A 22,067-nucleotide genomic window follows, 5' to 3' on the forward strand; every position below is an offset into this window, starting at 1 on the left:
TCAGTCCCATTCCAGGCCGCCGCGGCGCCACACGTAGGCGTAGGCGACGAAGACGGTGAGCACGAAGAGCAGCATCTCGACGAGCCCGAAGATCCCCAGGGAGTCGAAGGTGACCGCCCAGGGGTAGAGGAAGACAACTTCGATGTCGAAGACGATGAAGAGCATCGCCGTCAGGTAGTACTTGATGGGGAAGCGACCGCCGCCGGCCGGCGTGGGCGTCGGCTCGATGCCGCACTCGTACGCCTCGAGCTTCGCCCGGTTGTACCGTTTTGGGCCGATCAGCGTGGCCATGACCACGGAGAAGATCGCAAACCCTGCGCCGAGGGCGCCGAGCACGAGGATGGGCGCGTACGCATTCACGCTCCTCGCTCCTTCCAGTCGTCCTTGACCGTTGGACCGCCGTGCCGGCCGCCTCGCGAAGATCGTCCAACTCGACGGGATCTCATGTGAGGCAGTTCACAAGCCGGACTGGTGCGCATCTTATGCCCGCTCCTCTGTGATCTGCGACACGGGTAACAACACCGAGTTTGTGATCTCCACCACCTGACGAACGATCATCAAGACCAATAGGTGGTGATCTTCATACGCGAAGCATCCACATGATCACCAAAGGTGACATCCGGCCGCGTTACCGCAGGTAGAAGGCCGATGTCCCTATCAAATGATGCCGAGTGCAGGCAAATTTGCAGGATCAAGCCTTGCACGGTAAAGGAAATCGCCGTCGCCCGGCCGGGGGAGCCCCGGGGACCGGAGTGGACGGCCGCCCGGCGCGTGCGCGCGTTCACGAGCGCCGACGGCCACCGCACGGGAAGTTCACGGACGGATCACGGACGGGCCACAGCGCCCTCACAGTGAGATGAATCTGTGACCTGCGCCACACCGAATTCTCGGTTCCGAAACGGGGCTTGGCCATCTGTCCGCAGTGATGGTAGGTCGTGGATCAATTCGGACTTATTGCGGAAACCCCTTGATCACAGCCTTGTGACGGCGTGTCCGATACGTCCGTTACGGCGTCAATAAGACGCGCGACGCGCCCGGTTAGCCCGGTTCGCGGACAACTGTGGCGCAGACCACGTTTCTTGATGGGAACCCGGACCCCCTGATAGCGGTTGTCCTCATGTCCCACACCGCTCACATACCCAGCCACCGGAAGCCCCGTCGCAGCGCCTCGAAGCTCGCGGTCCGTGCCGGAGTTGCCGGTGGCGTCCTCAGCACCCTGGCGATGGCCGGCACGGCGAGCGCGTCCCCGTCCGAGCCCGTGACCGAGACGACGCTCGAAATGCCGGTCCTGAACCTGGACCTGGCCGCCGACGTCTCCTCCGCCGTCACCACCGCCGCCGAGAACACGGCCGCCGCCGCCGTCACCGGTGAGCTGCGCACGCAGGAGGAGCAGGCCCGCACCGGCGCCGCCGCCGAGGCCAAGAAGGCCAAGGAGGACGCCCAGAAGGCCGACGCCGAGAAGAAGGCGAAGGAGGAGGCGGACCGCAAGGCCGACGCCGAGCGCGCCACCCGCAGCTCCTCCCGCAACACGCTCCAGAACGCCTCCGCGTCGGACTCGGACTCGGGCTCCGAGCTGGGCTCGGGCACCGTCACCGCCCCCGCGACCGGCTCCGCCGCCGCGATCGTCAACTACGTCCGCGCGCAGGTCGGCAAGGCGTACATCAGCGGCGGCACCGGCGCGAACGGCTCGTTCGACTGCTCCGGCCTCGTCCAGGCCGCCTACCGCCAGGTCGGCGTCTCCCTGCCGCGCGTGTCGCAGGACCAGTCCACGAAGGGCCGTTCGGTCTCCCTGAGCGCCCTCCAGCCCGGCGACATCCTGTACTGGGGCCCCAGCGGCAGCGCCTACCACGTCGCCATCTACGTCGGCGGCGGCAAGTTCGTGGGCGCCCAGAACTCCGGCACGGGCGTCGTCGAGCGCTCCCTGAGCTACGACCCGCCGACGGGCGCCCGCCGCGTCCTCTGAGGTCCCCTGAGGTCTCCCTGGGTCCCCTGAGGTTCCCCAGGGGCTCCTGAGCCCCTCTCAGCGCGTCCCGGCATGCCTCGGCATGGCCCACAGCACGGCCCGAGGGCCGGCACTCCCCCGCTCGGGGGCGGAGTGCCGGCCCTTTCCGCGTTCACCGGCGCCCTGAGAGGATGGTGGTGCGCAGCGCCCGATTCAGGCCAGGAGGTGGCGGACCCGTGATGACCGACGCGTACGAGGAACAGGGCGACACGGCCGACCCCACCCCCGTACCCGCCGCCGCCGGGCTCTTCCTGCTCGCCGTCGGCGGCTGGCTCCTGAACACCACCCGCCCTTGGCACAAACCCGGACATCCCGTCATTCTGGGACTCGGCTGGGCCGTTGCCTTCACGCTGCTGCTCTGGGGCGTCGTACTGGTCGCCCGCTGCGTACGGACGGTCCACGCCCCGCGGCAGCGGCCGGCGTACGGGGGCGGAACGGACGAAGCGGGCCGAACCGGTGGAACCCCGGCCCGACCCGCTCCCTAGGGGGTGTCTCGCCCCCGGAACATCAGGCCTTGGGGGCCACCTTGGTCCCACTGAGGTAACCATCGGACGAGAAATTTCCTACCGCCGGTGGTACGTTTTTGGTATGAGCAGTCACGTGACACCCCAGGCCGTCGAGCGGGCCGGTAAGAGATCCGTGTCGCTCGCCCAGTCGTTGATCAAGGAAGTCGAGGAACGCGCGGGCAAGAGCGGGTTCTCCTCCGTTGTGGCCGAAGCTCTGGAGGAATGGCTCGCCGCGCAGAAGCTCCGCGAGGTCGTGACCGCCGACCGCAAGGCGTTCGGCCCCGTCTCCGCTGAAGCACGGCGGCAGGCGGAACAGGAGTGGTAAGCAAGCGCCTCAAGATCAAGGCAAAGAGCGAGGGCACACTCGTCCTGGATGCCCAAGGTCTCTCACTGCATGTCGACGGCGACGAGGGGATGCGCGCGCGCATCGAGGTCGCTCAGCAGAGCGGCCGGCACGTCGCGCTGTCCGCCCTGACTCCCTTGGAGGTGCGCCGAACCGGCGAGGCCGGCAAGCGACTCCAGCTCCTGCTTTCCCGTTTTGATGTGAAACCGGTCAACGACGCGGTGACAGAAGCCGCGGCGAAGCTGCTGGATGCCTCGGGCCTCGACGGGCACGAATGCCTCGTGGACGCACTCGTGGTCGCCACGGCCGCACTCTGCACTCCCCCGGTGCTCCTCGTCACTTCTGACAAGTCACACATCCCAGCGCTGTGCAAGGCTGCCGAGGAGCTTCCCGGCTCACCGAAGGTGAAAATCGTCAACGTGTGACGGCCAACGCCACGAGCCGGGCCGCTCGATTACCCGACGAGCGACCCGGCCTTGACCGATCAAGCCTTGGGGGCCACCTTCGAGAGGCCGTTGATGATGCGGTCCATCGCGTCGCCGCCCGCCGGGTCGGTCAGGTTGGCCAGCATCTTCAGCGTGAACCGCATGAGCACCGGGTGCGTCAGGCCGCGCTGCGCCGCGACCTTCATGACCTTCGGGTTGCCGATCAGCTTCACGAAGGCGCGGCCCAGCGAGTAGTAGCCGCCGTACGTCTCCTTGAGCACCTTCGGGTAGCTGTGCAGCGCCAGCTCGCGCTGGGCCGGGGTGGCCCGGGCGTGCGCCTGCACGATGACGTCGGCCGCGATCTGCCCGGATTCCATCGCATACGCGATGCCCTCGCCGTTGAACGGGTTGACGAGCCCGCCCGCGTCGCCGACGAGCAGCAGGCCCTTGGTGTAGTGCGGCTGCCGGTTGAAGGCCATCGGCAGGGCCGCGCCGCGGATGGGCTGCGTCATGTTCTCGGGGGTGTAGCCCCAGTCCTCCGGCATGGAGGCGCACCAGGCCTTGAGGACCTCGCGCCAGTCCAGCTCCCGGAAGGCGGAGGAGGAGTTGAGGATGCCGAGGCCGACGTTGGACGTGCCGTCGCCCATGCCGAAGATCCAGCCGTAGCCGGGCAGCAGCCGGTCCTGCGCACCGCGCCGGTCCCACAGCTCCAGCCAGGACTCCAGGTAGTCGTCGTCGTGCCGGGGCGAGGTGAAGTACGTGCGGACGGCGACGCCCATCGGACGGTCCTCGCGCCGGTGCAGGCCCATCGCGAGCGAGAGCCGCGAGGAGTTGCCGTCGGCGGCGACCACGAGCGGGGCGCTGAAGGTGACCGGGGTCTTCTCCTCGCCCAGCTTCGCCTGCACGCCGGTGATGTGGCCGGTGCGCGGATCGCGGACGGGCTCGCCGACGTTGCAGCGCTCGTACAGGCGGGCGCCGGCCTTCTGGGCCTGGCGGGCCAGGGTCTCGTCGAAGTCGTCGCGCTTGCGGACGAGTCCGTAGTCCGGGAAGGAGGCGAGTTCCGGCCAGTCCAGCTGGAGGCGCTGGCCGCCGCCGATGATCCGCAGGCCCTTGTTGCGGAGCCAGCCGGCCTCTTCGGAGACGTCGATGCCCATCGCCACCAGCTGCTTGGTGGCGCGCGGGGTCAGTCCGTCGCCGCAGACCTTCTCGCGCGGGAACGCCGTCTTCTCCAGGAGCAGGACGTCGAGTCCGGCCTTGGCGAGGTAGTAGGCGGTGGTCGAGCCGGCGGGCCCGGCCCCGACGACGATCACGTCCGCGGAGTGTTCGGAGAGGGGCTCGGTCACTGCGGGGTCTCCCGAAGGCTCGATAAGGGGTGCCCAACGGCACGGGACATGTGCAGTCTATGCAGCGAGAGAGATCACGAACCGAAGGGCTGCCCCGATGACCGCTTCGCCCACCTCGCCCGCCTCGCTCCCGACCGTCCGGCTGCGCGTGCCGACCGACGAGGACGCCCGGGCCTGGCACGAGGTTTTCGACGACCCCGACGTCATGGAGTTCCTCGGCGGCCCCGCCGAGCTGTCCCTGTACGAGGAGTTCACGGCGCGCCAGCGGATGCACGACGCGCAGCTCGGCTTCTGCCTGTGGACGCTGCTGGACGCGGACGGCGCGGTCATCGGCTTCACGGGCGCCCAGCCGTGGCCGCAGGAGAAGGCGTGGGGGCCGGTCGGCGAGATCGAGATCGGCTGGCGCCTGGGCCGCTCCGCGTGGGGCAAGGGCTACGCGTACGCGGCCGCCCTGGCGACGCTGGAGCGCGTACGCGCGGCGGGGCTCGGGCAGGTGGTGGCGATGATCAACGACGAGAACCGCCGCTCGATCGCCGTCGCGGAACGCCTGGGCATGACCCTGGCGGAGCGCTTCCTGCTCCCCAACGGCCGCAGTTACGGCCGCCGCTACGAGCTCGTACTGGCCGCGGGGTAGCCCCCGCCGGGCGCACGCGGAATTCCGCTCCCGGCCGACGGCGGAGTCCGGCGCAGCGCCGCGAAGCCGGTGAGGCCCGCCAGGGCCGAGCCGTGCGAGCGGCGCGTCAGAAAACGGACAGGCCGGTCAGGGTCGTGAAGCGGTCCAGGGCGGCCACGCCCGCGACGGAGTTGCCGTGCGGGTCGAGGCCCGGTGACCAGACGGCCAGCGTGCACACGCCCGGGACCACCGCCACGATCCCGCCGCCCACGCCGCTCTTGCCGGGGAGGCCGACGCGGTACGCGAACTCGCCTGCCGCGTCGTACGTCCCACAGGTCAGCATCACCGCGTTGACCTGCTTCGCCTCGCTCCGCGTCAGCAGCCGCGACCCGTCCGTCCGCAGCCCGTGCCGGGCCAGGAAGCGCGCCGCCCGCGCCAGATCGGCGCAGCTCATCTCGATCGAGCACTGCCAGAAGTAGTGGTCCAGCAGCGTCGGCACGGGGTTGTCGATGTTCCCGTACGAGGCCATGAAGTGCGCCAGCGCGGCGTTGCGGTCGCCGTGCTCGTGCTCCGAGGCCGCCACCTCCGCGTCGAAGCCCAGCTCTGGGTTCCCGCTCTCCTCCTGGAGGAATTTCAGCAGCTCGCTGCTCGCGTCGCCCGTCAGCGTCTGCAGCCGGTCCGTGACCACCAGCGCGCCCGCGTTGATGAACGGATTGCGCGGAATGCCGTTCTCGTACTCCAGCTGCACCAGCGAGTTGAACGGGTTGCCCGACGGCTCCCGGCCGACCCGCTCCCACAGGCTGTCGCCGCCCTCGGCCAGCGCCAGGGCCAGCGCGAAGACCTTCGTGATCGACTGGGCCGAGAACGGAACCTGCCAGTCCCCCACCCCGTACACGTTCCCGTCGAGATCGGCGACGGCCATCCCGAACTGCCCCGGGTCCACCGACGCGAGCGCCGGGATGTACTCGGCCGGCGTGCCACCGCCCACCAGGGGGGCGACGTCCGCCGCTATCTGCTCCAGGAGGGGCTGGTAGTCCACGGCCCGCTACGCCGTCTTGACGCCGCGGTGCAGCGCCACGATGCCGCCGCTCAGGTTCCGCCAGGCCACCTTCGACCAGCCGGCCTTCTGCAGCAGGCCGGCCAGCGCCGGCTGGTCCGGCCACTCGCGGATCGACTCGGCGAGGTACACGTACGCGTCGGGGTTGGAGGAGACCGCACGGGCCACCGGCGGCAGGGCGCGCATCAGGTACTCCATGTACACCGTCCGGAAAGGGCCCCACGTGGGCTGCGAGAACTCGCAGATCACGACCTGCCCGCCCGGCTTGGTCACCCGGTACAGCTCGCGCAGCGCCGCGTCCGTGTCCTGCACGTTGCGCAGCCCGAAGGAGATCGTCACCGTGTCGAAGACGTCGTCCTTGAACGGCAGCTTCGTCGCGTCGCCCGCGGTCAGCGGCAGCCAGGCGTGCCGCTTCTTGCCCTCGCGGAGCATCCCGAGCGAGAAGTCGCAGGGGACGACGTAGGCGCCCGTCGCGGCGAAGGGCAGCGAGGAGGTCGCGGTCCCGGCGGCGAGGTCCAGCACCTTGTGCCCGGGGCGCGCACCGACCGCCTTGGCGACCTCCTTGCGCCACAGACGGGCCTGCCCGAGGGAGAGGACGTCGTTGGTGAGATCGTAGTTCGCCGCCACACCGTCGAACATGGAGGCGACTTCGTGCGGCTGCTTGTCCAGGGAAGCGCGGGTCACTGGCGTTGGCCCCTCAGGTGCGGTGCGGTACGGGTGGGCTGATACCGGGCCATTCTCGCAGGCGGCACCGGGCACCACCGCCGGGGGCACAACTGGCCCGATGGACAGTTACGCGGAGCACGCGCGTCCGCGTTGACTGGCGACCATGGCCTGAACAAGGCCTACCGAAAGACGATATTCACGAACAAAGGGCTCCACGATGCCGGCAGGCCAACCCACCGGTCACGGTCGAAGTACCCGTCTCGGCCCCCGCGCGCAGCGGCGGGCCGAGCGGCGCAAGCGGCTCCACCGCACGCTCCTCGGATCGGCCGCGGTGGTCGCCCTCGCGGCGACCGCGTACGCGGTCGTTCCGCTCGACGACGCCTCCTCCGCCGCCGACTCCGTGGCCGCGCCGCCCTCGGGTACGCCCGGTGCCGCCTCCGGCACGCCCGCCGGGGATCCCGCCGCCTCGACCGCGTCCCCTTCGGCCTCCGCCGGGTCCGCCGCATCCGGGGAACCCTCCGCCGACGCCTCCAAGCCCGGCGGCGGCGGACCGACCGCGGGCAAGACCCCCCAGTCCGGCCCGGGCACCTTCGCGGCCTCCTCCCGCTCGGGGCAGCCGCAGGGCAAGGGGACCGCCCGCAAGTGGCGGATCGAGGTCGAGGAGGGCAGCGGGGTCGAGGCGAACGCCGCCGCGCAGTCCGTGGAGAAGATCCTCGGGGACCGCGCGGCTGGATCAAGGACCCGGCGTACGGCTTCCAGCTCGTCGGGGCCGGCCAGCCGGTGGACTTCACCGTGAAGATCGCCACACCCACGACCACCGACCGGCTGTGCGAGGTGGTCACCCCGGAGCTCATCGGCGAGACGAACTGCCGGGCCGGTCACACCGTCGTGGTGAACCTCAAGCGCTGGCTCGAGGGATCTCCGCAGTTCAAGGGGGCTGTCGAGGAGTACCGGGCGCTGATCGTCAACCACGAGGTGGGCCACGAGCTGGGCCACGACCACGAGACCTGCCCGGGCCCCGGAAAGCCCGCTCCGGCGATGATGCAGCAGATCAAGGGGCTGCTCGGCTGCACGGCGAATGCCTGGCCGTTCGACGGAAATGGAACCTACCTGTCAGGACCACCCGTCCCATAGGGCAGAGAGATCCGACGGGCCGGACGAGTTGACCACTCGGTCCCCGGCCGGGGGCGAGGAGTGGAAACCGTGCGCGTCGTCAGCTTCAACGTCCCCGTCTGGTTTCCGCCCCGCGGCGAACAGGAAGTACGGCCGCAGGCCCAGCTCACCGAGCAGGAGTCGGCCGTGTTCCTGTGCCTGGCGACCGGCGCCTCGAACGCGGAGCTCGCGGGCGAGCTGCAACTGTCCGTCAGCACGGTCAAGTTCCACGTCCACAACATACGGTCGAAGCTGGGCGGCATCAGCCGCCTCCAGGCCTGCCTCCTGGCCGCCCTGGCCCGGGAGTCCGCGGGACCCAAGCCGCTCAGCGGCGGCGGTGGAGCAGGCGGCCGCCTGTGACCGTGGCCACGCAGGTGGTCGCGCCCTGCGTGAGGAGCTCCGCCGGACCGGCCACGGCGAACACCGCGAAGCGGGCCGGGGCGCCCGCGTCGAGTGCCCCGTGGAAGGCCTCCTCGGCCGACGCGCGGCCGGCGAAGGGGTCCAGCGAGGGGGTCCCGCCTGCGGGCGCCGGCGGCAGGAGCGTCAGTCCCGAGCGGACCACCGCCGTGCGGACCGCCGGGACGGTGAGCTTCCCGGCCACCGCCACCACCCCGCGGGCCAGCAGCTTCTGCGTGGCCCGGCGGGCGCTGCTGCCCCAGCGGGACTCGGTCGGCCCGAGGGCGTCGAGCGCCTCGGCGCCGCTGATCGGGTCGGCCCCGAGCTCTGCGCTCTCGTACGGGTCGTCGGGGTAGTACGTCCGCTCCAGCAGCACGTCCGCGCCGCGCACCAGCAGCCCCGGGGTGAGCACCCCGGGCCAGCGCCGGACCCGCGCGTGCGGCCAGGCCGCGGCGAGCTCCTCCTCCTCGTACGGGCCCACCCGGGCGATCCGGTCGCCCTCGACCAGGACCGCCCCGGCGGGCAGCGGCGTGCGGCCGGGCCCGGACAGGAGGACGTCGGCGGTGTGAAGCGTCAGCACGGGCGCGTCAGTTCGTCGAGATGAGCTTCAGCTCGGGGTGCGCCGTACCGCCCTCGATCGCCGTCGACGAGATGTGCGAGACCACGCGGTCGTCGACCGGGTCGTTCGCCGGGTCCTCGTGCACGAGGAGGTGCTCGTACGTCGTGGCGCGCTGCGCCGGGACGCGGCCCGCCTTGCGGATCAGGTCGATGATCTCCTGGCGGTTCGAGCGGTGCTTCGCGCCCGCCGAGGAGACGACGTTCTCCTCCAGCATGATCGAGCCGAGGTCGTCCGCTCCGTAGTGCAGCGAGAGCTGGCCCGCCTCCTTGCCCACGGTCAGCCAGGAGCCCTGGATGTGGGCGATGTTGTCGAGGAAGAGCCGCGCGATCGCGATCATGCGCAGGTACTCGAAGACCGTCGCCTGGGTCCGGCCCTTGAGGTGGTTGTTCTCGGGCTGGTAGGTGTACGGGATGAAGGCGCGGAAGCCGCCCGTCCGGTCCTGCGTGTCCCGGATCATCGCGATGTGCTCGATGCGCTCGGCGTTGGTCTCACCGGTGCCCATCAGCATGGTGGAGGTGGACTCCACGCCCAGCTCGTGGGCGATCTCCATGATCTCCAGCCAGCGCTCGCCGGATTCCTTCAGCGGGGCGATCGCCTTGCGCGGCCGCGCCGGCAGGAGTTCGGCGCCGGCGCCCGCGAAGGAGTCGAGGCCGGCCGCGTGGATCCGCTTGATGGCCTCCTCCGCCGAGACGCCGGAGATGCGGGCCATGTGGTCGACCTCGGACGCGCCGAGGGAGTGGATGACCAGCTGCGGGAACGCCTTCTTGATCGCGGAGAAGTGCTCCTCGTAGTACTCCACGCCGTAGTCCGGGTGGTGTCCGCCCTGGAACATGATCTGCGTGCCGCCGAGCTCGACGGTCTCCGCGCAGCGGCGCAGGATGTCGTCGAGGTCGCGGGACCAGCCCTTCTTGGTGTCCTTCGGGGCCGCGTAGAAGGCACAGAACTTGCACGCCGTGACGCACACGTTCGTGTAGTTGATGTTGCGCTCGATGATGTACGTCGCGATGTGCTCGGTGCCGGCGTAGCGGCGGCGGCGCGCCGCGTCGGCGGCCTGTCCGAGCGCGTGCAGCGGGGCGTTCCGGTAGAGGTCGAGCGCCTCTTCCCTGGTGATCCGGCCCCCTGCGGCGGCGCGGTCGAGGACAGACTGGAGAGCGGCCTGGTCGGTCACCGGTGCGTCACCTTTCGGCGGTGTCAAGAGGTACGGACCGATCCAGCCTACGCCAGGGCCCGTCGACGGCTTTCAGGGGATGCGGGTCAGGTCGCCTTCGGGGTTTCCGGCCGGACCGTCGCCCGACTTGTAGTGGAGCGTCCCGTTGGCGTTGAGGGTGAAGCGCTCGTCGGCGGACCCGTTGGAGCAGATGCCGGGTGCCGGGTTGGGGCCGCCCGCGGTGTCCAGGACGAGGGAGCGGTCGGTGGCGGAGGCCAGCTTCCAGTCGCCGCTGCAGTCGGTGCCGAAGACCGGGAGGATCGACTTGTCCCGGGCGACGATCTCGCCGACCTTGCCGCCCTTGATGGTGATCTCGAACTCGCTGGAGACCCCCGCGCGGGCGGTGGTGACCGTCCCCTTCCAGGTGCCGGTGAGCTCCTTGGGGACGTCGCCCCGGGTGCCGGTGGACCCCGTCGAGGGCTTGGTCGTCGAGGGCGTGCCGGACGGGGTGCCCGAGGGGGTGGCCGATTCCTTCGGGGCCGGGGTGCCGGAGGCCGTCGTCGACGGGGGCCGGGCGGCGGTGTCGCCCGACGCGTGCTCGCCGCCGGTGCCGGGGAGCAGCCCCAGCTCGTACAGGCCGCCGCCGGACAGCACGGCCAGGACGGCCGTCGCGGCGAGGACCAGCGAGCAGCTGAAGCGCCGCCCGGCCGCGCTGAAGCTGACCTGGCGCGCCTGGTCGGGGGAGGTCCGCGGCTGCGGCACCCCGCCCCCGGCGGTCTCGGTGGGGCTGTGTGCCGCATCCGTCGGCGGCGGCCCGTAGGGCCCGTACGAGGGACCCGCCCCGCCGGCGCCGGAGACGGCGGCGCTCCCGTACGAGGGGTCCGGCGCTCCGAAACCGACCGCGGGTCCCCCGTACGAGGAGGCCGTGAACGGCACCGGCCCCGAAGCGGATTCGGAGGCGGGCACCGGCCCGGATCCCTGCGCGGGGCCCGGCGGAGCGGCCTCCAGGTCCAGCAGGGCCATCGCCGCGCGGCTGGCCTCCTCCACGACCGGCGCGGGGAGCCAGCCGGGGGCGCGCAGCGCGCCGGCGAGCGCCACCGCGATCGCCGCCGGGGCGGGCCGGTCGGCGGCCGCCTTGGCCAGGCAGGCCGCGATCAGATCGCGCAGGGGGCCGGCCGGGACCGCGTCGAGGTCCGGCGGCTCGTGGACCACCTTGTAGAGGAGGGTCGCCGAGTTGTCCCCGGTGAACGGCGGCTGTCCGGTCGCCGCGAAGGCGAGTACGGCGCCGAGCGAGAAGACGTCGGCCGCCCCGGTGATCCCCTTGCCCAGGATCTGCTCGGGGGACATGTACCCGGGGGAGCCGATGGAGACGCCGGTGGAGGTCAGCGAGGCCGTCCCGTCGGTGGCCCGGGCGATCCCGAAGTCGATGAGCCGGGGACCGTCGAGGGTCAGCATCACGTTCGACGGCTTCACGTCCCGGTGGACGAGGCCGAGCCCGTGCACGGCCGCCAACGCCCGGGCCAGGCCCTCGCCGACGGCCCGCACGGAGGCCTCCGGAAGGGGCCCGTGGGCGGCCACGGCGCCGCCGAGCGAGGGGCCCGCCACGTACCCGGTGGCCACCCAGGGCACGGCCGCCTCCGGGTCGGCGTCCAGTACGGGCGCGGTCCACTCGCCGCCGACGCGGCGCGCGGCCTCGACCTCGCGGCGGAAGCGGGCGCGGAACTCCTCGTCGGAGGCGAAATGCGGGTGCACGATCTTGACGGCGACGGTCCGGCCGCCGGCGCTGCGGCCGAGGTAGACCCGCCCCATGCCACCCGAGCCGAGCCGGCCGAGCAGCCGGTACGCGCCGATGGTCCGCGGTTCGCCGGCTTCGAGCGGCTGCATCGCGTCCCCCTCCCCCGTCGGTCCCCTGAGCACTGCGCACTGATCGCCGGTCCCGGACCGGCCAACTGAACCTTAGGGGCCTCATCGCCCCGGCGGGCGGGGCTCCACCCTCTCCGTCCCTATTCCCGGCCTCTGGCAGGAAAGCGAAAAGAGGGGGAATTCCCGGGAAATGGCATTTCCGCCCGGCGGGGTCCTGTGCGGAACCTCCGCTACCGCCCGCTAAAACGATCACCCGAAGTAATCAACAGCGCGCGGCGTCCCCGTTCAGCAGCTCCACCGCGACATCCGCGGCATAGCCCGTACTCGATCCCGTCCGGCGGGCGAATTCCCTTACACCGGCCAACTGTTCGGGCCCGAAGCGGAAGTCGAGCGTCGTGAAGTACCGCTCCAGGAGTTCGGCGTCGAAGGCCTCCCAGCGCGCCGCCTGCTCGGCGACCTTGGCGACCTCCTCCAGGGAGAGGTCACGGGAGTCGAGGAAGGCCTCGTGCACCTTCTGCACGACGGCGGGCTCGCGGGCGAGGTAGTCCTTGCGGGCGGCCCAGACGGCGAAGACGAACGGCAGTCCGGTCCACTCCTTCCACATCAGCCCCAGATCGTGGACGTGGAGGCCGAGCCGGGGCGCGTCGTGCAGCGAGGCGCGCAGCGCGGCGTCCCCGATCAGCACCGCCGCGTCCGCCTCCTGCATCATCAGGCCCAGGTCGGGCGGGCAGGTGTAGTAGTCCGGCCGTACCCCGTACCGCTCGGAAAGCAGCAGCTGGGCGAGGCGTACGGACGTACGGGAGGTCGAACCGAGGGCGACCCGCGCACCGTCCAGCTGCTCCAGCGGCACCTGCGAGACGATCACGCAGGACATGACCGGGCCGTCACAGCCGACCGCGAGATCGGGGAACGCGACGAGCTGGTCGGCGTTGCGGAGGAACTCCACGAGGGTGATCGGACCCATGTCGAGCTCCCCCTGGACGAGCCGCTCACTGAGCTTCTCGGGGGTGTCCTTGGTCAGCTCCAAGTCCAGCAGCGTGCCGGTTCTGGCCAGTCCCCAGTAGAGCGGAAGGCAGTTCAGGAACTGAATGTGGCCGACGCGGGGCCGGCTGCGATAGACGTCCACATCGCGAGACTAGCCCCCGGGTCTCCGTCAGCCTTCGGGCGGGCCTCAAACGTCCGGGTGACGTGATCTTTCCCTCTGGTCTCCGCCACATGGTGCGTGCTAGGCTCGTCGCAAGTTGCAGTTTGGTTTCCCTTGCAGTACGAGGCCTGCGGAGAATGTGACCCGCAGGCTTTTGTAGTTTTCAGACTTCTTAGCAGGTTCTGGAGCAGGGCGACCCTTTGGCCCATAGGAGGGCTCATGGCTACCGGAACCGTGAAGTGGTTCAACGCTGAAAAGGGCTTCGGCTTCATCGCCCAGGACGGCGGCGGCCCGGATGTCTTCGTCCACTACTCCGCGATCAACGCCTCTGGCTTCCGCTCCCTCGAGGAGAACCAGATGGTGAACTTCGACGTCACGCAGGGTCCGAAGGGCCCGCAGGCGGAGAACGTCACCCCGGCCTAGTCGCCTGGGCCAACCTAATCGCGGTTGGATAAGCAGTACCCAAGGAGCCCTGCCTCCTCCGTGCGAGCGGAGGTCGCGGGGCTCCTGCCTTTCCCTCCCGGGTGGAGGGCCGGGCGAAAGCGGACCGCCCCCGGTCACCGTCGAGACGGTGACCGGGGGCGGTTCGTGTGCGTGTGCGGACCGGACCGCTTACGCGGCCGGGGTCGGGGCCGCCGTGATCTTCAACTCCAGGACCAGGACCAGGACCACGTTGTCCTTCGTGATCAGGCGCAGGTGGTACGTGCCCGGGGCGACGTCCGTGGTGAACAGCTCCGGCAGCGCGATCTTGCCGTCGGCGCCGGTCGGGGCCAGGAGCAGGCTCGTCACCTTGGCGCCGTCCTTGTCCTTGAACCAGGGCCCCTTGGACTTGGCCGGGTCCACGGGCACCCACGCGCCGTCATGCTCGACGTCCTTCTCCACGAGACCGGCCGTGACCTGCGTACCCTCCGCGGCCTTGCCCTGCGCCGTGGCCGTGACCTCCAGGCCCTTGAGGCTCTTGCCCGCCTCGACCTCCAGCGGCTTGTCCGAACCGGCGTCGGTCCGGGCCAGCTTGTCCGCGACCGGGGCGGGCTTCGCCGTGACCGTGCCGGTGAAGTTCACCGTCAGCTGCGCCTCGGTGTTGTACGCCGCCACCCGCAGGGTGAAGCCGCCCGCCTTGGCGCCGGCCTTCAGGCCGGGCAGGGCGGCGATGCCCTCGGAGTCCGTCTCGACCACGAGGAAGGTCTTGCCCTCGGCGGCGATGAAGGAGCCCGTGCTGTCGTCCTTGAGCTCGAACAGGATGGGCTTCGCGGCGGCCGGCTTGCCGTCGCTGAGCACCGCCTTGATCCGCGGGACCGCCGTGAACGCGGACCCGGCCTCGGCCTTGAGCTCCGCGCTGCCGAGCAGTTCCAGCTTGGCCAGGGTCGGCGTCGGCGTGGGCTTCTGCGGCTCCTGCGGCTTCGAAGGCGTGGGAGTCGGGGTCGGCGTCGGGGTAGGCGTCGGCTTGGGCTTCGGCGTGGGAGCCGGGGTCTGGGTCGGAGTCGGCTTCGGCGTGGGAAGCGTCGTCGTGGGCGGCGTCGGGAAGCTCCCGGCCGGCGGGTTCGGCACCCCGGCCGCACCGTTCTGGTACTGGTGCATGTACCCGACCACGGTGTTCACGTACTCGCGCGAGTTGTTGTAGCTGAGGATCGCCCGGTCGAGCTGCGCCTGGTCCGACAGGTTCCGGTCGCCCGCGCACAGGTAGAGGCCCGCGCCCAGCGCCGCGTCGTAGATGTTGTTCGGGTCGCGCTTGGAGTCGCCGTTGCCGTCGGCGCCCCAGGTCGCCCAGGTGGACGGGATGAACTGCATCGGGCCGACGGCGCGGTCGTAGACGGCGTCCCCGTCGAACTCGCCCTTGTCGGTGTCCTTGACCTCGGCGAAGCCGTTGCCGTCGAGGCGCGGGCCGCGGATCGGCTTCTCGGTGTAGCCGTCGTTCTTGAGCCCGTAACCGGAGGCGTGGACGGACTCGACGCGGCCGATGCCGGCGAGCAGCTGCCAGGGCAGCTTGCAGCCGGGCAGCGCGGCGGCCACGGAGAGCTCGGCACGCTTGTACGCGTCGAGGGCGGTCGCGGGTATCCCACTGGCCCCCTCGCCGGCGCCCGCACCCGCGGTCGGCGGTACGGCGGGGTCGGCGAGCGGGTCGGGCAGATCGAGGCGGGCATCGCCGCGGTCGGTGGCCTGGGGGCTGTCCGGAGTGGGCTCGGACTCGCCCGCGTCGGCGGTGGACGTGTTGCTCACCACCGCGGCGGTCGTCAGGCTGGCCGCGAGCGCGGCCGTGCACAGGACCTTGCGCGAGGTGTTGACTAGGTGACGGTGAAGCGGCTTCACAGTTCGGCGATCCCCCCAAGGCGGCCGACAAGGTATACGACGGCGGGTCGAGCCGTGGATATTCACTGTCTATCAGGTATTCGGACACGACTCACCGGCGCCCCGGCAGATATGACACACCATTCGTCTCGGCTTCACCGGCTCCTCACGACCGTTCGCACAAAGGACGTTGGACCGTACCGGAAAGGCCCCGAAGACCTACGGTATGACCGCCCATGCCTCCTTGGGGTGGTTTCATGGCGACCAGTACCAAGAGCGACCGGCGGCACGAGGCCCGCGAACGGCTCCGCGCGGAGCGGGAGGAGGCGGACGGGGGCACGTTCCAAAGAAGGAGGGGCGGGCGGTGCGCCCCGGACGGATCCGGCTCGACCGGTCCTACGGTGGGATGCCATGACCACCATCGAGCCGGTCCGCGTCCCCGATCTGTCGGACCGCCCCCATCAGCTGACCGTCGAGCGGTCGATGATCGCCACCGAGCACACCCTGTACGCGGGGTGGACCGAGGAGTTCGACCGCTGGTTCGCGGCTCCCGGCTCGGTCCTGATGCGGGCCGAGGTGAACGCGCCGTTCTTCTTCGAGACCGAGTTCGCGCCGGAGCCGGAGGGCCCGCGGACCAGGCACCCCCACTACGGGCGTTTCCTGCGCCTGGTCCCGAACCGGCTGGTGGAGCTGACCTGGGTGACGGGCCGGGGCGGCACGGAGGGCGCCGAGACGGTGGTCACGGTCGAGCTGCTCCCGCACCCGATCGGCACCCACGTCCGGCTGACGCACGCGGGGTTCCACGACGAAGCCGCCCGGGACCGGCACGTGGTGGCCTGGGAGCAGGTGCTGGTGCAGCAGGACGAGGCACTGACCGGGGAGGAGTGAGGGGCTCCTCCGGTCAGCGGTGCTCGGGCTCGACCGGGAGCCAGAGTTCGGCCTCGGCCTCGGCCCCGTCCGACGGGCGGACGCGGAGGATCTCCGGCCCGGAGCGGCTGCGGTACGCGTTCGACGGGAACCATTCGGTGAACACGTCGCGCCACAGCTCCTGGACGGCCTGCGGCATCGGGCCGGAGGCCGTGAAGACCGCCCAGGTGCCGGACGGGACGGCCAGGGCCGTCGTGCCCTGCGGGGCCGTGGACGTGACCACGGCGTGGTAGTAGTCGAGTTCGGTGCCCTCGGCTCGGCCGGGGTCCAGGTCGTCGCAGACGGCGACGATGCCGTGCGGCTCCTGGTCCGAGAGCCGCACCAGGCGCTCCAGTGTCCGCGGGTCGATCCGGCGGACGAAGTCCATGATCGCCTGGTTCGGGCCGGCGTGCACCAGGGGTACCCGGGCCTTGGGCCCGGCGACGGTGAAGGCCGGCTTGTCCACGATGCGGTAGCGCATGCTGCTGCTCCCTTCGATGGTGAGACGGAAGGACATCCGGGACTGGGAGCTGAGCTCTGCGCCGGTGCGGCGGGCCTCGCCGGGTCCGATGCCGTGCATGGCACGGAACGCCCGGGCGAACGCCTCGCCCGAGCCGTATCCGTAGCGCACCGCGATGTCCAGCAACGTCGCGTTCCCCGCGAGCACTTCGGCGCCCGCGAGGGTGAGCCGGCGGCGCCGTACGTACTGCGACAGCGGCATGCCCGCCAGTGCCGAGAACATCCGGCGCAGGTGGTACTCCGAGGTGGCCGCGATGCGGGCCAGCTCGTCCGCTTCGATCGCCTGGCCGAGATGGCGCTCGATGTGCTCCATGGCCTGGTTCAGCCGGTCCAGCATGTCCGGTGTCCTTCCTCTTTACGCTCACCACGCTAGGCAGCACCCACCCTGGCGGACCCGACATCCTGTGCCCGATCCGGTCGGGTGCCGCCATCCGGGGACGGGCTTGACTCTCGGGTGACGCGAGACGGCACAGTCAATGCCGTGGACAGGAAAAACCTGCTGCCGATAGGGCAGTTCTCGCAGGCCAGCGGCCTCTCGGTCACCGCGCTCCGGCACTACGACGCCAGTGGCGTGTTGCTGCCGGCGTTCGTCGATCCGGTCAGCGGCTACCGGTACTTCCGGCGTGACCAGGTGCGTACGGCGCAGTCGATCAGGGCGCTGCGGCAGCTGGACATCCCGGTCGAGGAGGTGCGCCGGCTGCTCGGCGGCGGCGAGGAGGGGATCGGCGCCGCCCTGCGGGCGCATCTGCGGACGGCCGAGCGGCGGCTGGAGGTGCAGCGCTCCGTGGTCCACAGCCTGTTGAGCCGACTGGCCGAAGGAGCAGAGATGACCCACCGCGTCACCGTCCGCCAGGGCGCCGCCGAACGGATCCTCGTCCGCGGGGCGACCCTGGACAACTCCGGGCTCGACGCCTTCCTCCGCGTCGCCTACCAGGAGCTGTACGCGGTCGCCGGCCGCGGCCCGCTCACCTTCACCGGGCCCGCTTTCGTCCGGTTCCACGGGGTGTGCGACGACGAGAACGAGACGCTCGTCGAGGCCTGCCTGCCGTTCTGGGAAGACGGCGCGCAGCCCACGGACCTCCCCGAGGGCATGACCGTGCGCGAGCTGCCCGGGACCGCCCTCGCCTGCACGGAGGTCGAGGGCGAGGCCGCCGCGTTCCCGCAGATCCTCAGCGCGTACGACGCCGTCGCCGAGTGGATCACCGAGCACGGCTTCGTCTTCGCGGGCCCGACCCGGATGGTCTACCGCCGGTGGACCGGGACACCGGACCACCCGGACAACCGCGTGGAGATCGCCTGGCCCATGGACGAGCCTGCCGACGGCCGGCCCGAGCCGGCAGACCCCGCCCCCGAAGCCGCCGGCCGGCCGGCCGGGTGAGACCCGTGCGCCGTCCGGCCGTGTCTGCGGGGCGGCGCGTCCGTTGGGGCTGTTGCGTCAGTGCTGCGCAACAGCCCCACACGGCAAGGAGATCAGGACGATGGACGCCCGGCTCGACTTCTTCGGCAACGCCCTCGCCGCCAAGTTCGCGCGGTACATCAACTCGGCGAACAAGGTCATCGCGGACTCGACCCTGCCGCACGCCACGCAGGAACTGGTGAAGCTGCGGGCCAGCCAGATCAACGGCTGCGGCTTCTGTACCGACATGCACTACAAGGACGCCGTGCACGCCGGGGAGGACGCGGTGCGGCTCAATCTGGTCGCGGCCTGGCGTGAGGCCACGATGTTCACCGACGCCGAACGTGCGGCCCTGGAGCTCGCGGAGCAGGGCACGCGCATCGCCGACGCGGCCGGCGGCGTCACGGACGAAGCCTGGACCGAAGCCTCCAAGCACTACGACGAGGACCAGCTGGCGGCCCTGGTCTCCCTCATCGCCCTGATCAACACCTACAACCGGATGAACGTGCTCGTCCGGCAGCCGGCCGGCGGCTACCAGCCCGGCCAGTTCGGCTGACCCCGGACCGATCCCCTACGGCTCCCCGGGCGGAACCGCTGCGGAACCACTGCGTCCCAAGTCCCGCGCACTGCACACTCGATGAGGGTCCGTCGTGCCGATTCCCTCACCCCGTGGAGCCGCCGTGGAGTCTTCGGAGATACCGATCACGATCACCCCGCAGCAGGCCGCCCACGGGGTGATCCTGAGCGTGCCGCTGCCGACGGGCCATGCCCGGCTGCGGATTCCGCCCTCCCGGGACGGGGACCTCGTACGGGCCCGGGTCGGGCAGGGCGAGGTGCTCGTGCGGATCCGGGTCGCCGGGGCGCCGGCGCCGCAGGCGCCCGTGTCGAACGGGCGGGGGTGCCTGGTGGCGCTGGGTGTCGCCATCGCCGTCGTGGTGGGCGTGGTCCTGCTGAACACCGGGGGCGACGACGGTGACGGCGCAGCCTCGCCGGCGCCCGTTCCCTCGTACACCTCCCCCACCCGGCCGCCGGTCCCCGTCCCACAGCCCGTGAGCTCGGACACCGGCGCCCTCGCCCCGCCCTCCGAGGAGCCGGCCCCCAGCCCGTTCGACCGGGGGACCCGCCTCGTCGGGCTCGGCTCGTACGCGCGCGACTGACGGCTAGGGGGTGCCCGCCGCCGCCAGGATCCGGGCCAGCTCCGCCGGCTGCGAGAACATCGGCCAGTGGCCGGTGTTCATGCGGACCAGGGTCCAGAGCTCGCTCTTCAGGAGCTCGTTCACGACCGGGCCCGGGTCCTCGCCGTCCAGCAGGCATTTGACGTACGTCGCCGGGAGCTCGGAGAGCGGGGCCTCCAGCTCGGCCGATTCCGTCAGGGTGGCGCCCGGGTGGGGGGTCGCGCCCTTCACGAAGCGGGTGATCTGCTCCCCGGTGAGGCCCTGGCCCGCGCAGTCGGCCGCGGTCAGGGGCGGCCAGAAGCCGCCGTGGGCGGCGATCTCGTCCTCCACCGGCCAACCATCCGAGAACGACCGTCCGTCCACCGGGACGTTGGCGTCCACGAACACCGCCCGCGCCAGCCGGTCGCCGATGCGCTCGGCGGCCTGGCCGACCGGGATGCCCGAGTAGCTGTGGCCGACCAGGACCACGTCACGCAGGTCGAGGCGCTCCACCTCGGCCACGATGTCCCGGACGTGCGTCTGCTGTCCGGCCGGTACGCCGCTGCGTTCGGCGAGGCCGGACAGCGTCAGCGGGTGGACCTCGTGCCCTGCCGCGCGCAGCGGCGCGGCCACCTCCTCCCACGCCCACGAGCCGAGCCATGCGCCTGCCACCAGTACGTAGTTCGCCATGGCGGCACCGTAGCCCGACCCACTGACAGCGCCCGCGGTCTCAGTCCCCGTACAGCGCGCCGATCTCCGCCGCGTAGCGCTGCGCCACCGCCGTGCGGCGGAGCTTCAGGGTCGGGGTCAGGGTGCCCGCCTCGACCGTGAAGTCCTCGGGCAGGACGTGGAAGGCGCGGATGCGGGCCGGGCGGGAGACCGTGGCGTTGGCCGCCGTGACCGCCTCCTCGACCAGGGCGCGGACCGCGGGGTGGGCGGCCGCGGCCGGCGGGGCCAGGTCGAGGCCCTCGCGACGCGCCCAGGCCGCGACCTCCTCCGCGTCCAGGGTGATCAGGGCGACGGGGTGGGGCCGGCGGTCACCGATGAGGACCGCCCGCGAGACGTACCGGGAGCGCTGGACGGCGAATTCGACCTCCGTCGGCGTGATGTTCTTGCCCGCCGAGGTGATGATCAGCTCCTTCTTGCGCCCGGTGATCGACAGGAACCCGTCGTCGTCCAGTTCCCCCAGGTCCCCGGTGCGCAGCCAGCCCTGCGCGTCCAGCACCTGCGCCGTGGCGGCCGGGTTGGCGTGGTAGCCGGGGAAGACCATCGGCCCGCGGACCAGGATCTCGCCGTCCTGCGCGATGCGGACCTCGCAGCCCGCGATGGGCTTGCCGACCGTGCCGTGGCGGGTGGCTTCCGCGTGGTTCATGCTGATCAGCCCGGCGGTCTCGGTCATGCCGTAGCCCTCGTAGACGGTGATCCCGCAGGCCCGCAGGAAGTCCATGGTCGCCGGGGCGATCGGCGCCGCGCCGGTCACCGCCTGGTTCAGCCGACCCCCGAAGGCGCTCCTGACCAGCGAGTACAGGTTCTTCTCCGCCTCCTCCCAGGCCGGCCGGTCGGACTCGGGCAGCCGCCCTTCCGCCGCGAGCACCCCGATCCGCACCGCCTCCCGGAAGCGCTGCGCGCCGCCCTCCTGGGATTCGGCCATCGACAGCACCACCGAGTGCACCTTCTCGAACAGCCGGGGTACGGAGGGGAGATGGGTGGGCCGCGCCTCGGCCAGCTCGGACAGCACGTCCTCGATCCGGCCGCCGAAGTAGCAGAGCTCCCCGCCCTCCAGCAGGGTCGTGAACTGGATCAGCTGGGCCAGCACGTGCGCCAGCGGCAGGTACAGGTACGTGGAGTCGCCCGGTCCTCCGTGGATCAGCGGGCGTGTCGCGTCCTGGATGGCGCCCATGTTGCCGTGCGTGAGGCGGCAGCCCTTCGGCAGGCCCGTCGTCCCCGAGGTGTAGATGATCGACGCATCGGCGGCCGGGGTCACCCGCCGGGCCCGCTCCAGGAGTTCCGCCTCCGGGGCCGCTTCGAGGCCCGGCAGCGCGTCCATCCGCACGACCGCGCGCAGCGCCGGCAGCTTCGCCCGCAGCGCCTGCGCCCGCTCCGCCTGCGCCGCGTCGTCGCAGACGACGGCCACCACCTCGGCGTCCGAGAGGACCCAGGCCAGCTCCTCCTCCCCCGCCGTCGGATACACCGGGACGAGTACGGCGCCGGCCGCCAGGACCCCGAAGTGGGTGTACGTCCACGCCGGGCGGGTCTCGGCCAGGACCGCCACCCGCTCGCCGGGCCCGACCCCCAGCCCGATCAGCGCCCGGCCGGTCCGCCGTACGCGCTCGCGCAGTTCGGCGTACGTGACGGTGGTCCAGCCGCCGCCCGGGTCCCGGTGGCGCATCGCGCTCTCGCCGCCGTACCGCTCCCCCGTCCACTCCGTGAACACCGCCAGCGTCTCCGGTCGCACAGCGTCCATCGCGTTCGCCTCCCTGGGGTACGTACGACGTACGTCGGACCGACGCTAGAGCGCCAACCCCTCCGC

25 protein-coding genes are annotated in these 22,067 nt (G+C 71.4%); 13 read left to right on the plus strand and 12 right to left on the minus strand.

Translation table 11 applies throughout. The features are described 5' to 3' along the window. Positions 1-360, minus strand: a complete 360-nt coding sequence (locus ACFXGI_RS23500; protein WP_030028256.1) for an NADH-quinone oxidoreductase subunit A — start codon at positions 358-360, stop codon at positions 1-3. Between the two features lie 757 nt (positions 361-1,117). On the opposite strand from ACFXGI_RS23500, the gene ACFXGI_RS23505 reads away from it, so the two are divergent. The 4 genes from ACFXGI_RS23505 (at position 1,118) to ACFXGI_RS23520 (ending at position 3,276) form a co-directional block, all read left to right on the plus strand. After that, positions 1,118-1,963 carry a C40 family peptidase gene (locus ACFXGI_RS23505; RefSeq protein WP_384709872.1) on the plus strand — a complete coding sequence of 282 codons (846 nt, stop codon included), beginning with the start codon at positions 1,118-1,120 and terminating at the stop codon, positions 1,961-1,963. A gap of 218 nt (positions 1,964-2,181) precedes the next feature. Beyond that, complete coding sequence (locus tag ACFXGI_RS23510; RefSeq protein ID WP_384709875.1) at positions 2,182-2,487, plus strand: hypothetical protein; 306 nt, start codon at positions 2,182-2,184, stop codon at positions 2,485-2,487. Positions 2,488-2,590: 103 nt separating this feature from the next. Then, complete coding sequence (locus tag ACFXGI_RS23515) at positions 2,591-2,833, plus strand: hypothetical protein (protein ID WP_384709878.1); 243 nt, start codon at positions 2,591-2,593, stop codon at positions 2,831-2,833. Beyond that, a complete protein-coding gene (locus tag ACFXGI_RS23520; RefSeq protein ID WP_384709881.1) occupies positions 2,827-3,276 on the plus strand; it encodes a DNA-binding protein in 450 nt (149 codons plus the stop codon). Before ACFXGI_RS23515 ends, ACFXGI_RS23520 begins: the two co-directional genes overlap by 7 nt. A 59-nt stretch (positions 3,277-3,335) precedes the next feature. Here ACFXGI_RS23520 and ACFXGI_RS23525 read toward each other — a convergent pair whose 3' ends face one another. Then, positions 3,336-4,619, minus strand: a complete 1,284-nt coding sequence (locus ACFXGI_RS23525) for a geranylgeranyl reductase family protein (RefSeq protein ID WP_030162011.1) — start codon at positions 4,617-4,619, stop codon at positions 3,336-3,338. Positions 4,620-4,716: 97 nt separating this feature from the next. Between ACFXGI_RS23525 and ACFXGI_RS23530 the strand changes: the two genes are divergently transcribed. Continuing rightward, complete coding sequence (locus ACFXGI_RS23530; RefSeq protein WP_384709885.1) at positions 4,717-5,253, plus strand: GNAT family N-acetyltransferase; 537 nt, start codon at positions 4,717-4,719, stop codon at positions 5,251-5,253. A gap of 106 nt (positions 5,254-5,359) precedes the next feature. On the opposite strand, the gene ACFXGI_RS23535 is transcribed toward ACFXGI_RS23530, so the two are convergent. Next, positions 5,360-6,271, minus strand: a complete 912-nt coding sequence (locus tag ACFXGI_RS23535; RefSeq protein ID WP_384709888.1) for a glutaminase — start codon at positions 6,269-6,271, stop codon at positions 5,360-5,362. 6 nt (positions 6,272-6,277) lie between these two features. Then, positions 6,278-6,973: a demethylmenaquinone methyltransferase gene (locus ACFXGI_RS23540; RefSeq protein WP_229337115.1), complete on the minus strand. Its 696-nt coding sequence runs from the start codon at positions 6,971-6,973 to the stop codon at positions 6,278-6,280. A gap of 199 nt (positions 6,974-7,172) precedes the next feature. Here ACFXGI_RS23540 and ACFXGI_RS23545 point away from each other — a divergent pair, with 199 nt between their 5' ends. The 3 genes from ACFXGI_RS23545 (at position 7,173) to ACFXGI_RS23555 (ending at position 8,467) form a co-directional block, all read left to right on the plus strand. Continuing rightward, complete coding sequence (locus tag ACFXGI_RS23545) at positions 7,173-7,751, plus strand: hypothetical protein (RefSeq protein ID WP_384709891.1); 579 nt, start codon at positions 7,173-7,175, stop codon at positions 7,749-7,751. Next, positions 7,736-8,089 carry a DUF3152 domain-containing protein gene (locus tag ACFXGI_RS23550; RefSeq protein WP_384709894.1) on the plus strand — a complete coding sequence of 118 codons (354 nt, stop codon included), beginning with the start codon at positions 7,736-7,738 and terminating at the stop codon, positions 8,087-8,089. The genes ACFXGI_RS23545 and ACFXGI_RS23550 overlap by 16 nt, the downstream gene beginning before the upstream one ends. Positions 8,090-8,158: 69 nt before the next feature. Beyond that, positions 8,159-8,467 (plus strand): response regulator transcription factor, encoded by a 309-nt coding sequence (locus tag ACFXGI_RS23555; RefSeq protein WP_384709897.1) that lies wholly within the window; start codon positions 8,159-8,161, stop codon positions 8,465-8,467. Here the strand turns inward: ACFXGI_RS23555 and ACFXGI_RS23560 are convergent. The 4 genes from ACFXGI_RS23560 to ACFXGI_RS23575 all read right to left on the minus strand — a co-directional run bounded on the left by ACFXGI_RS23560 (position 8,433) and on the right by ACFXGI_RS23575 (position 13,258). Beyond that, the gene (locus ACFXGI_RS23560; protein WP_384709900.1) at positions 8,433-9,083 is read right to left on the minus strand and encodes a hypothetical protein; all 651 of its coding nucleotides are present in this window, start codon (positions 9,081-9,083) and stop codon (positions 8,433-8,435) included. The genes ACFXGI_RS23555 and ACFXGI_RS23560 overlap by 35 nt on opposite strands. A 7-nt stretch (positions 9,084-9,090) precedes the next feature. Further along, positions 9,091-10,290: a cyclic dehypoxanthinyl futalosine synthase gene (mqnC, locus tag ACFXGI_RS23565; protein WP_384709903.1), complete on the minus strand. Its 1,200-nt coding sequence runs from the start codon at positions 10,288-10,290 to the stop codon at positions 9,091-9,093. A 72-nt stretch (positions 10,291-10,362) separates the two neighbouring features. Then, entirely contained in the window at positions 10,363-12,153 is a 1,791-nt protein-coding gene (locus ACFXGI_RS23570; protein WP_384709906.1) for a protein kinase, read from the minus strand. A gap of 241 nt (positions 12,154-12,394) precedes the next feature. After that, entirely contained in the window at positions 12,395-13,258 is an 864-nt protein-coding gene (locus ACFXGI_RS23575; RefSeq protein ID WP_384709909.1) for a menaquinone biosynthetic enzyme MqnA/MqnD family protein, read from the minus strand. Positions 13,259-13,495: 237 nt separating this feature from the next. On the opposite strand from ACFXGI_RS23575, the gene ACFXGI_RS23580 reads away from it, so the two are divergent. Next, positions 13,496-13,699 carry a cold-shock protein gene (locus ACFXGI_RS23580; RefSeq protein ID WP_030162033.1) on the plus strand — a complete coding sequence of 68 codons (204 nt, stop codon included), beginning with the start codon at positions 13,496-13,498 and terminating at the stop codon, positions 13,697-13,699. A 189-nt stretch (positions 13,700-13,888) separates the two neighbouring features. Here the strand turns inward: ACFXGI_RS23580 and ACFXGI_RS23585 are convergent, their stop codons facing one another. Continuing rightward, positions 13,889-15,583, minus strand: a complete 1,695-nt coding sequence (locus ACFXGI_RS23585) for a lytic transglycosylase domain-containing protein (protein WP_384709912.1) — start codon at positions 15,581-15,583, stop codon at positions 13,889-13,891. A 390-nt stretch (positions 15,584-15,973) separates the two neighbouring features. On the opposite strand from ACFXGI_RS23585, the gene ACFXGI_RS23590 reads away from it, so the two are divergent. Then, complete coding sequence (locus ACFXGI_RS23590) at positions 15,974-16,450, plus strand: SRPBCC domain-containing protein (RefSeq protein WP_384709915.1); 477 nt, start codon at positions 15,974-15,976, stop codon at positions 16,448-16,450. Positions 16,451-16,463: 13 nt separating this feature from the next. Here ACFXGI_RS23590 and ACFXGI_RS23595 read toward each other — a convergent pair whose 3' ends face one another. Beyond that, a complete protein-coding gene (locus tag ACFXGI_RS23595) occupies positions 16,464-17,324 on the minus strand; it encodes a GyrI-like domain-containing protein (RefSeq protein ID WP_384709917.1) in 861 nt (286 codons plus the stop codon). Between the two features lie 144 nt (positions 17,325-17,468). On the opposite strand from ACFXGI_RS23595, the gene ACFXGI_RS23600 reads away from it, so the two are divergent. The 3 genes from ACFXGI_RS23600 to ACFXGI_RS23610 all read left to right on the plus strand — a co-directional run bounded on the left by ACFXGI_RS23600 (position 17,469) and on the right by ACFXGI_RS23610 (position 19,540). Further along, positions 17,469-18,365 (plus strand): MerR family transcriptional regulator, encoded by an 897-nt coding sequence (locus tag ACFXGI_RS23600; protein ID WP_384709920.1) that lies wholly within the window; start codon positions 17,469-17,471, stop codon positions 18,363-18,365. Between the two features lie 100 nt (positions 18,366-18,465). After that, complete coding sequence (locus ACFXGI_RS23605; protein ID WP_384709923.1) at positions 18,466-18,939, plus strand: carboxymuconolactone decarboxylase family protein; 474 nt, start codon at positions 18,466-18,468, stop codon at positions 18,937-18,939. 124 nt (positions 18,940-19,063) lie between these two features. Continuing rightward, positions 19,064-19,540 carry a hypothetical protein gene (locus tag ACFXGI_RS23610; RefSeq protein WP_384709926.1) on the plus strand — a complete coding sequence of 159 codons (477 nt, stop codon included), beginning with the start codon at positions 19,064-19,066 and terminating at the stop codon, positions 19,538-19,540. A 3-nt stretch (positions 19,541-19,543) separates the two neighbouring features. Here the strand turns inward: ACFXGI_RS23610 and ACFXGI_RS23615 are convergent, their stop codons facing one another. Together ACFXGI_RS23615 and ACFXGI_RS23620 are read right to left on the minus strand one after the other, a co-directional pair. Beyond that, entirely contained in the window at positions 19,544-20,227 is a 684-nt protein-coding gene (locus ACFXGI_RS23615) for an alpha/beta fold hydrolase (RefSeq protein WP_384709929.1), read from the minus strand. A 40-nt stretch (positions 20,228-20,267) separates the two neighbouring features. Next, a complete protein-coding gene (locus ACFXGI_RS23620) occupies positions 20,268-22,001 on the minus strand; it encodes an AMP-dependent synthetase/ligase (RefSeq protein ID WP_384709932.1) in 1,734 nt (577 codons plus the stop codon). Positions 22,002-22,067 lie beyond the last annotated feature (66 nt).

Source organism: Streptomyces sp. NPDC059355 (assembly GCF_042752335.1).
Classification (GTDB): Bacteria; Actinomycetota; Actinomycetes; order Streptomycetales; family Streptomycetaceae; genus Streptomyces.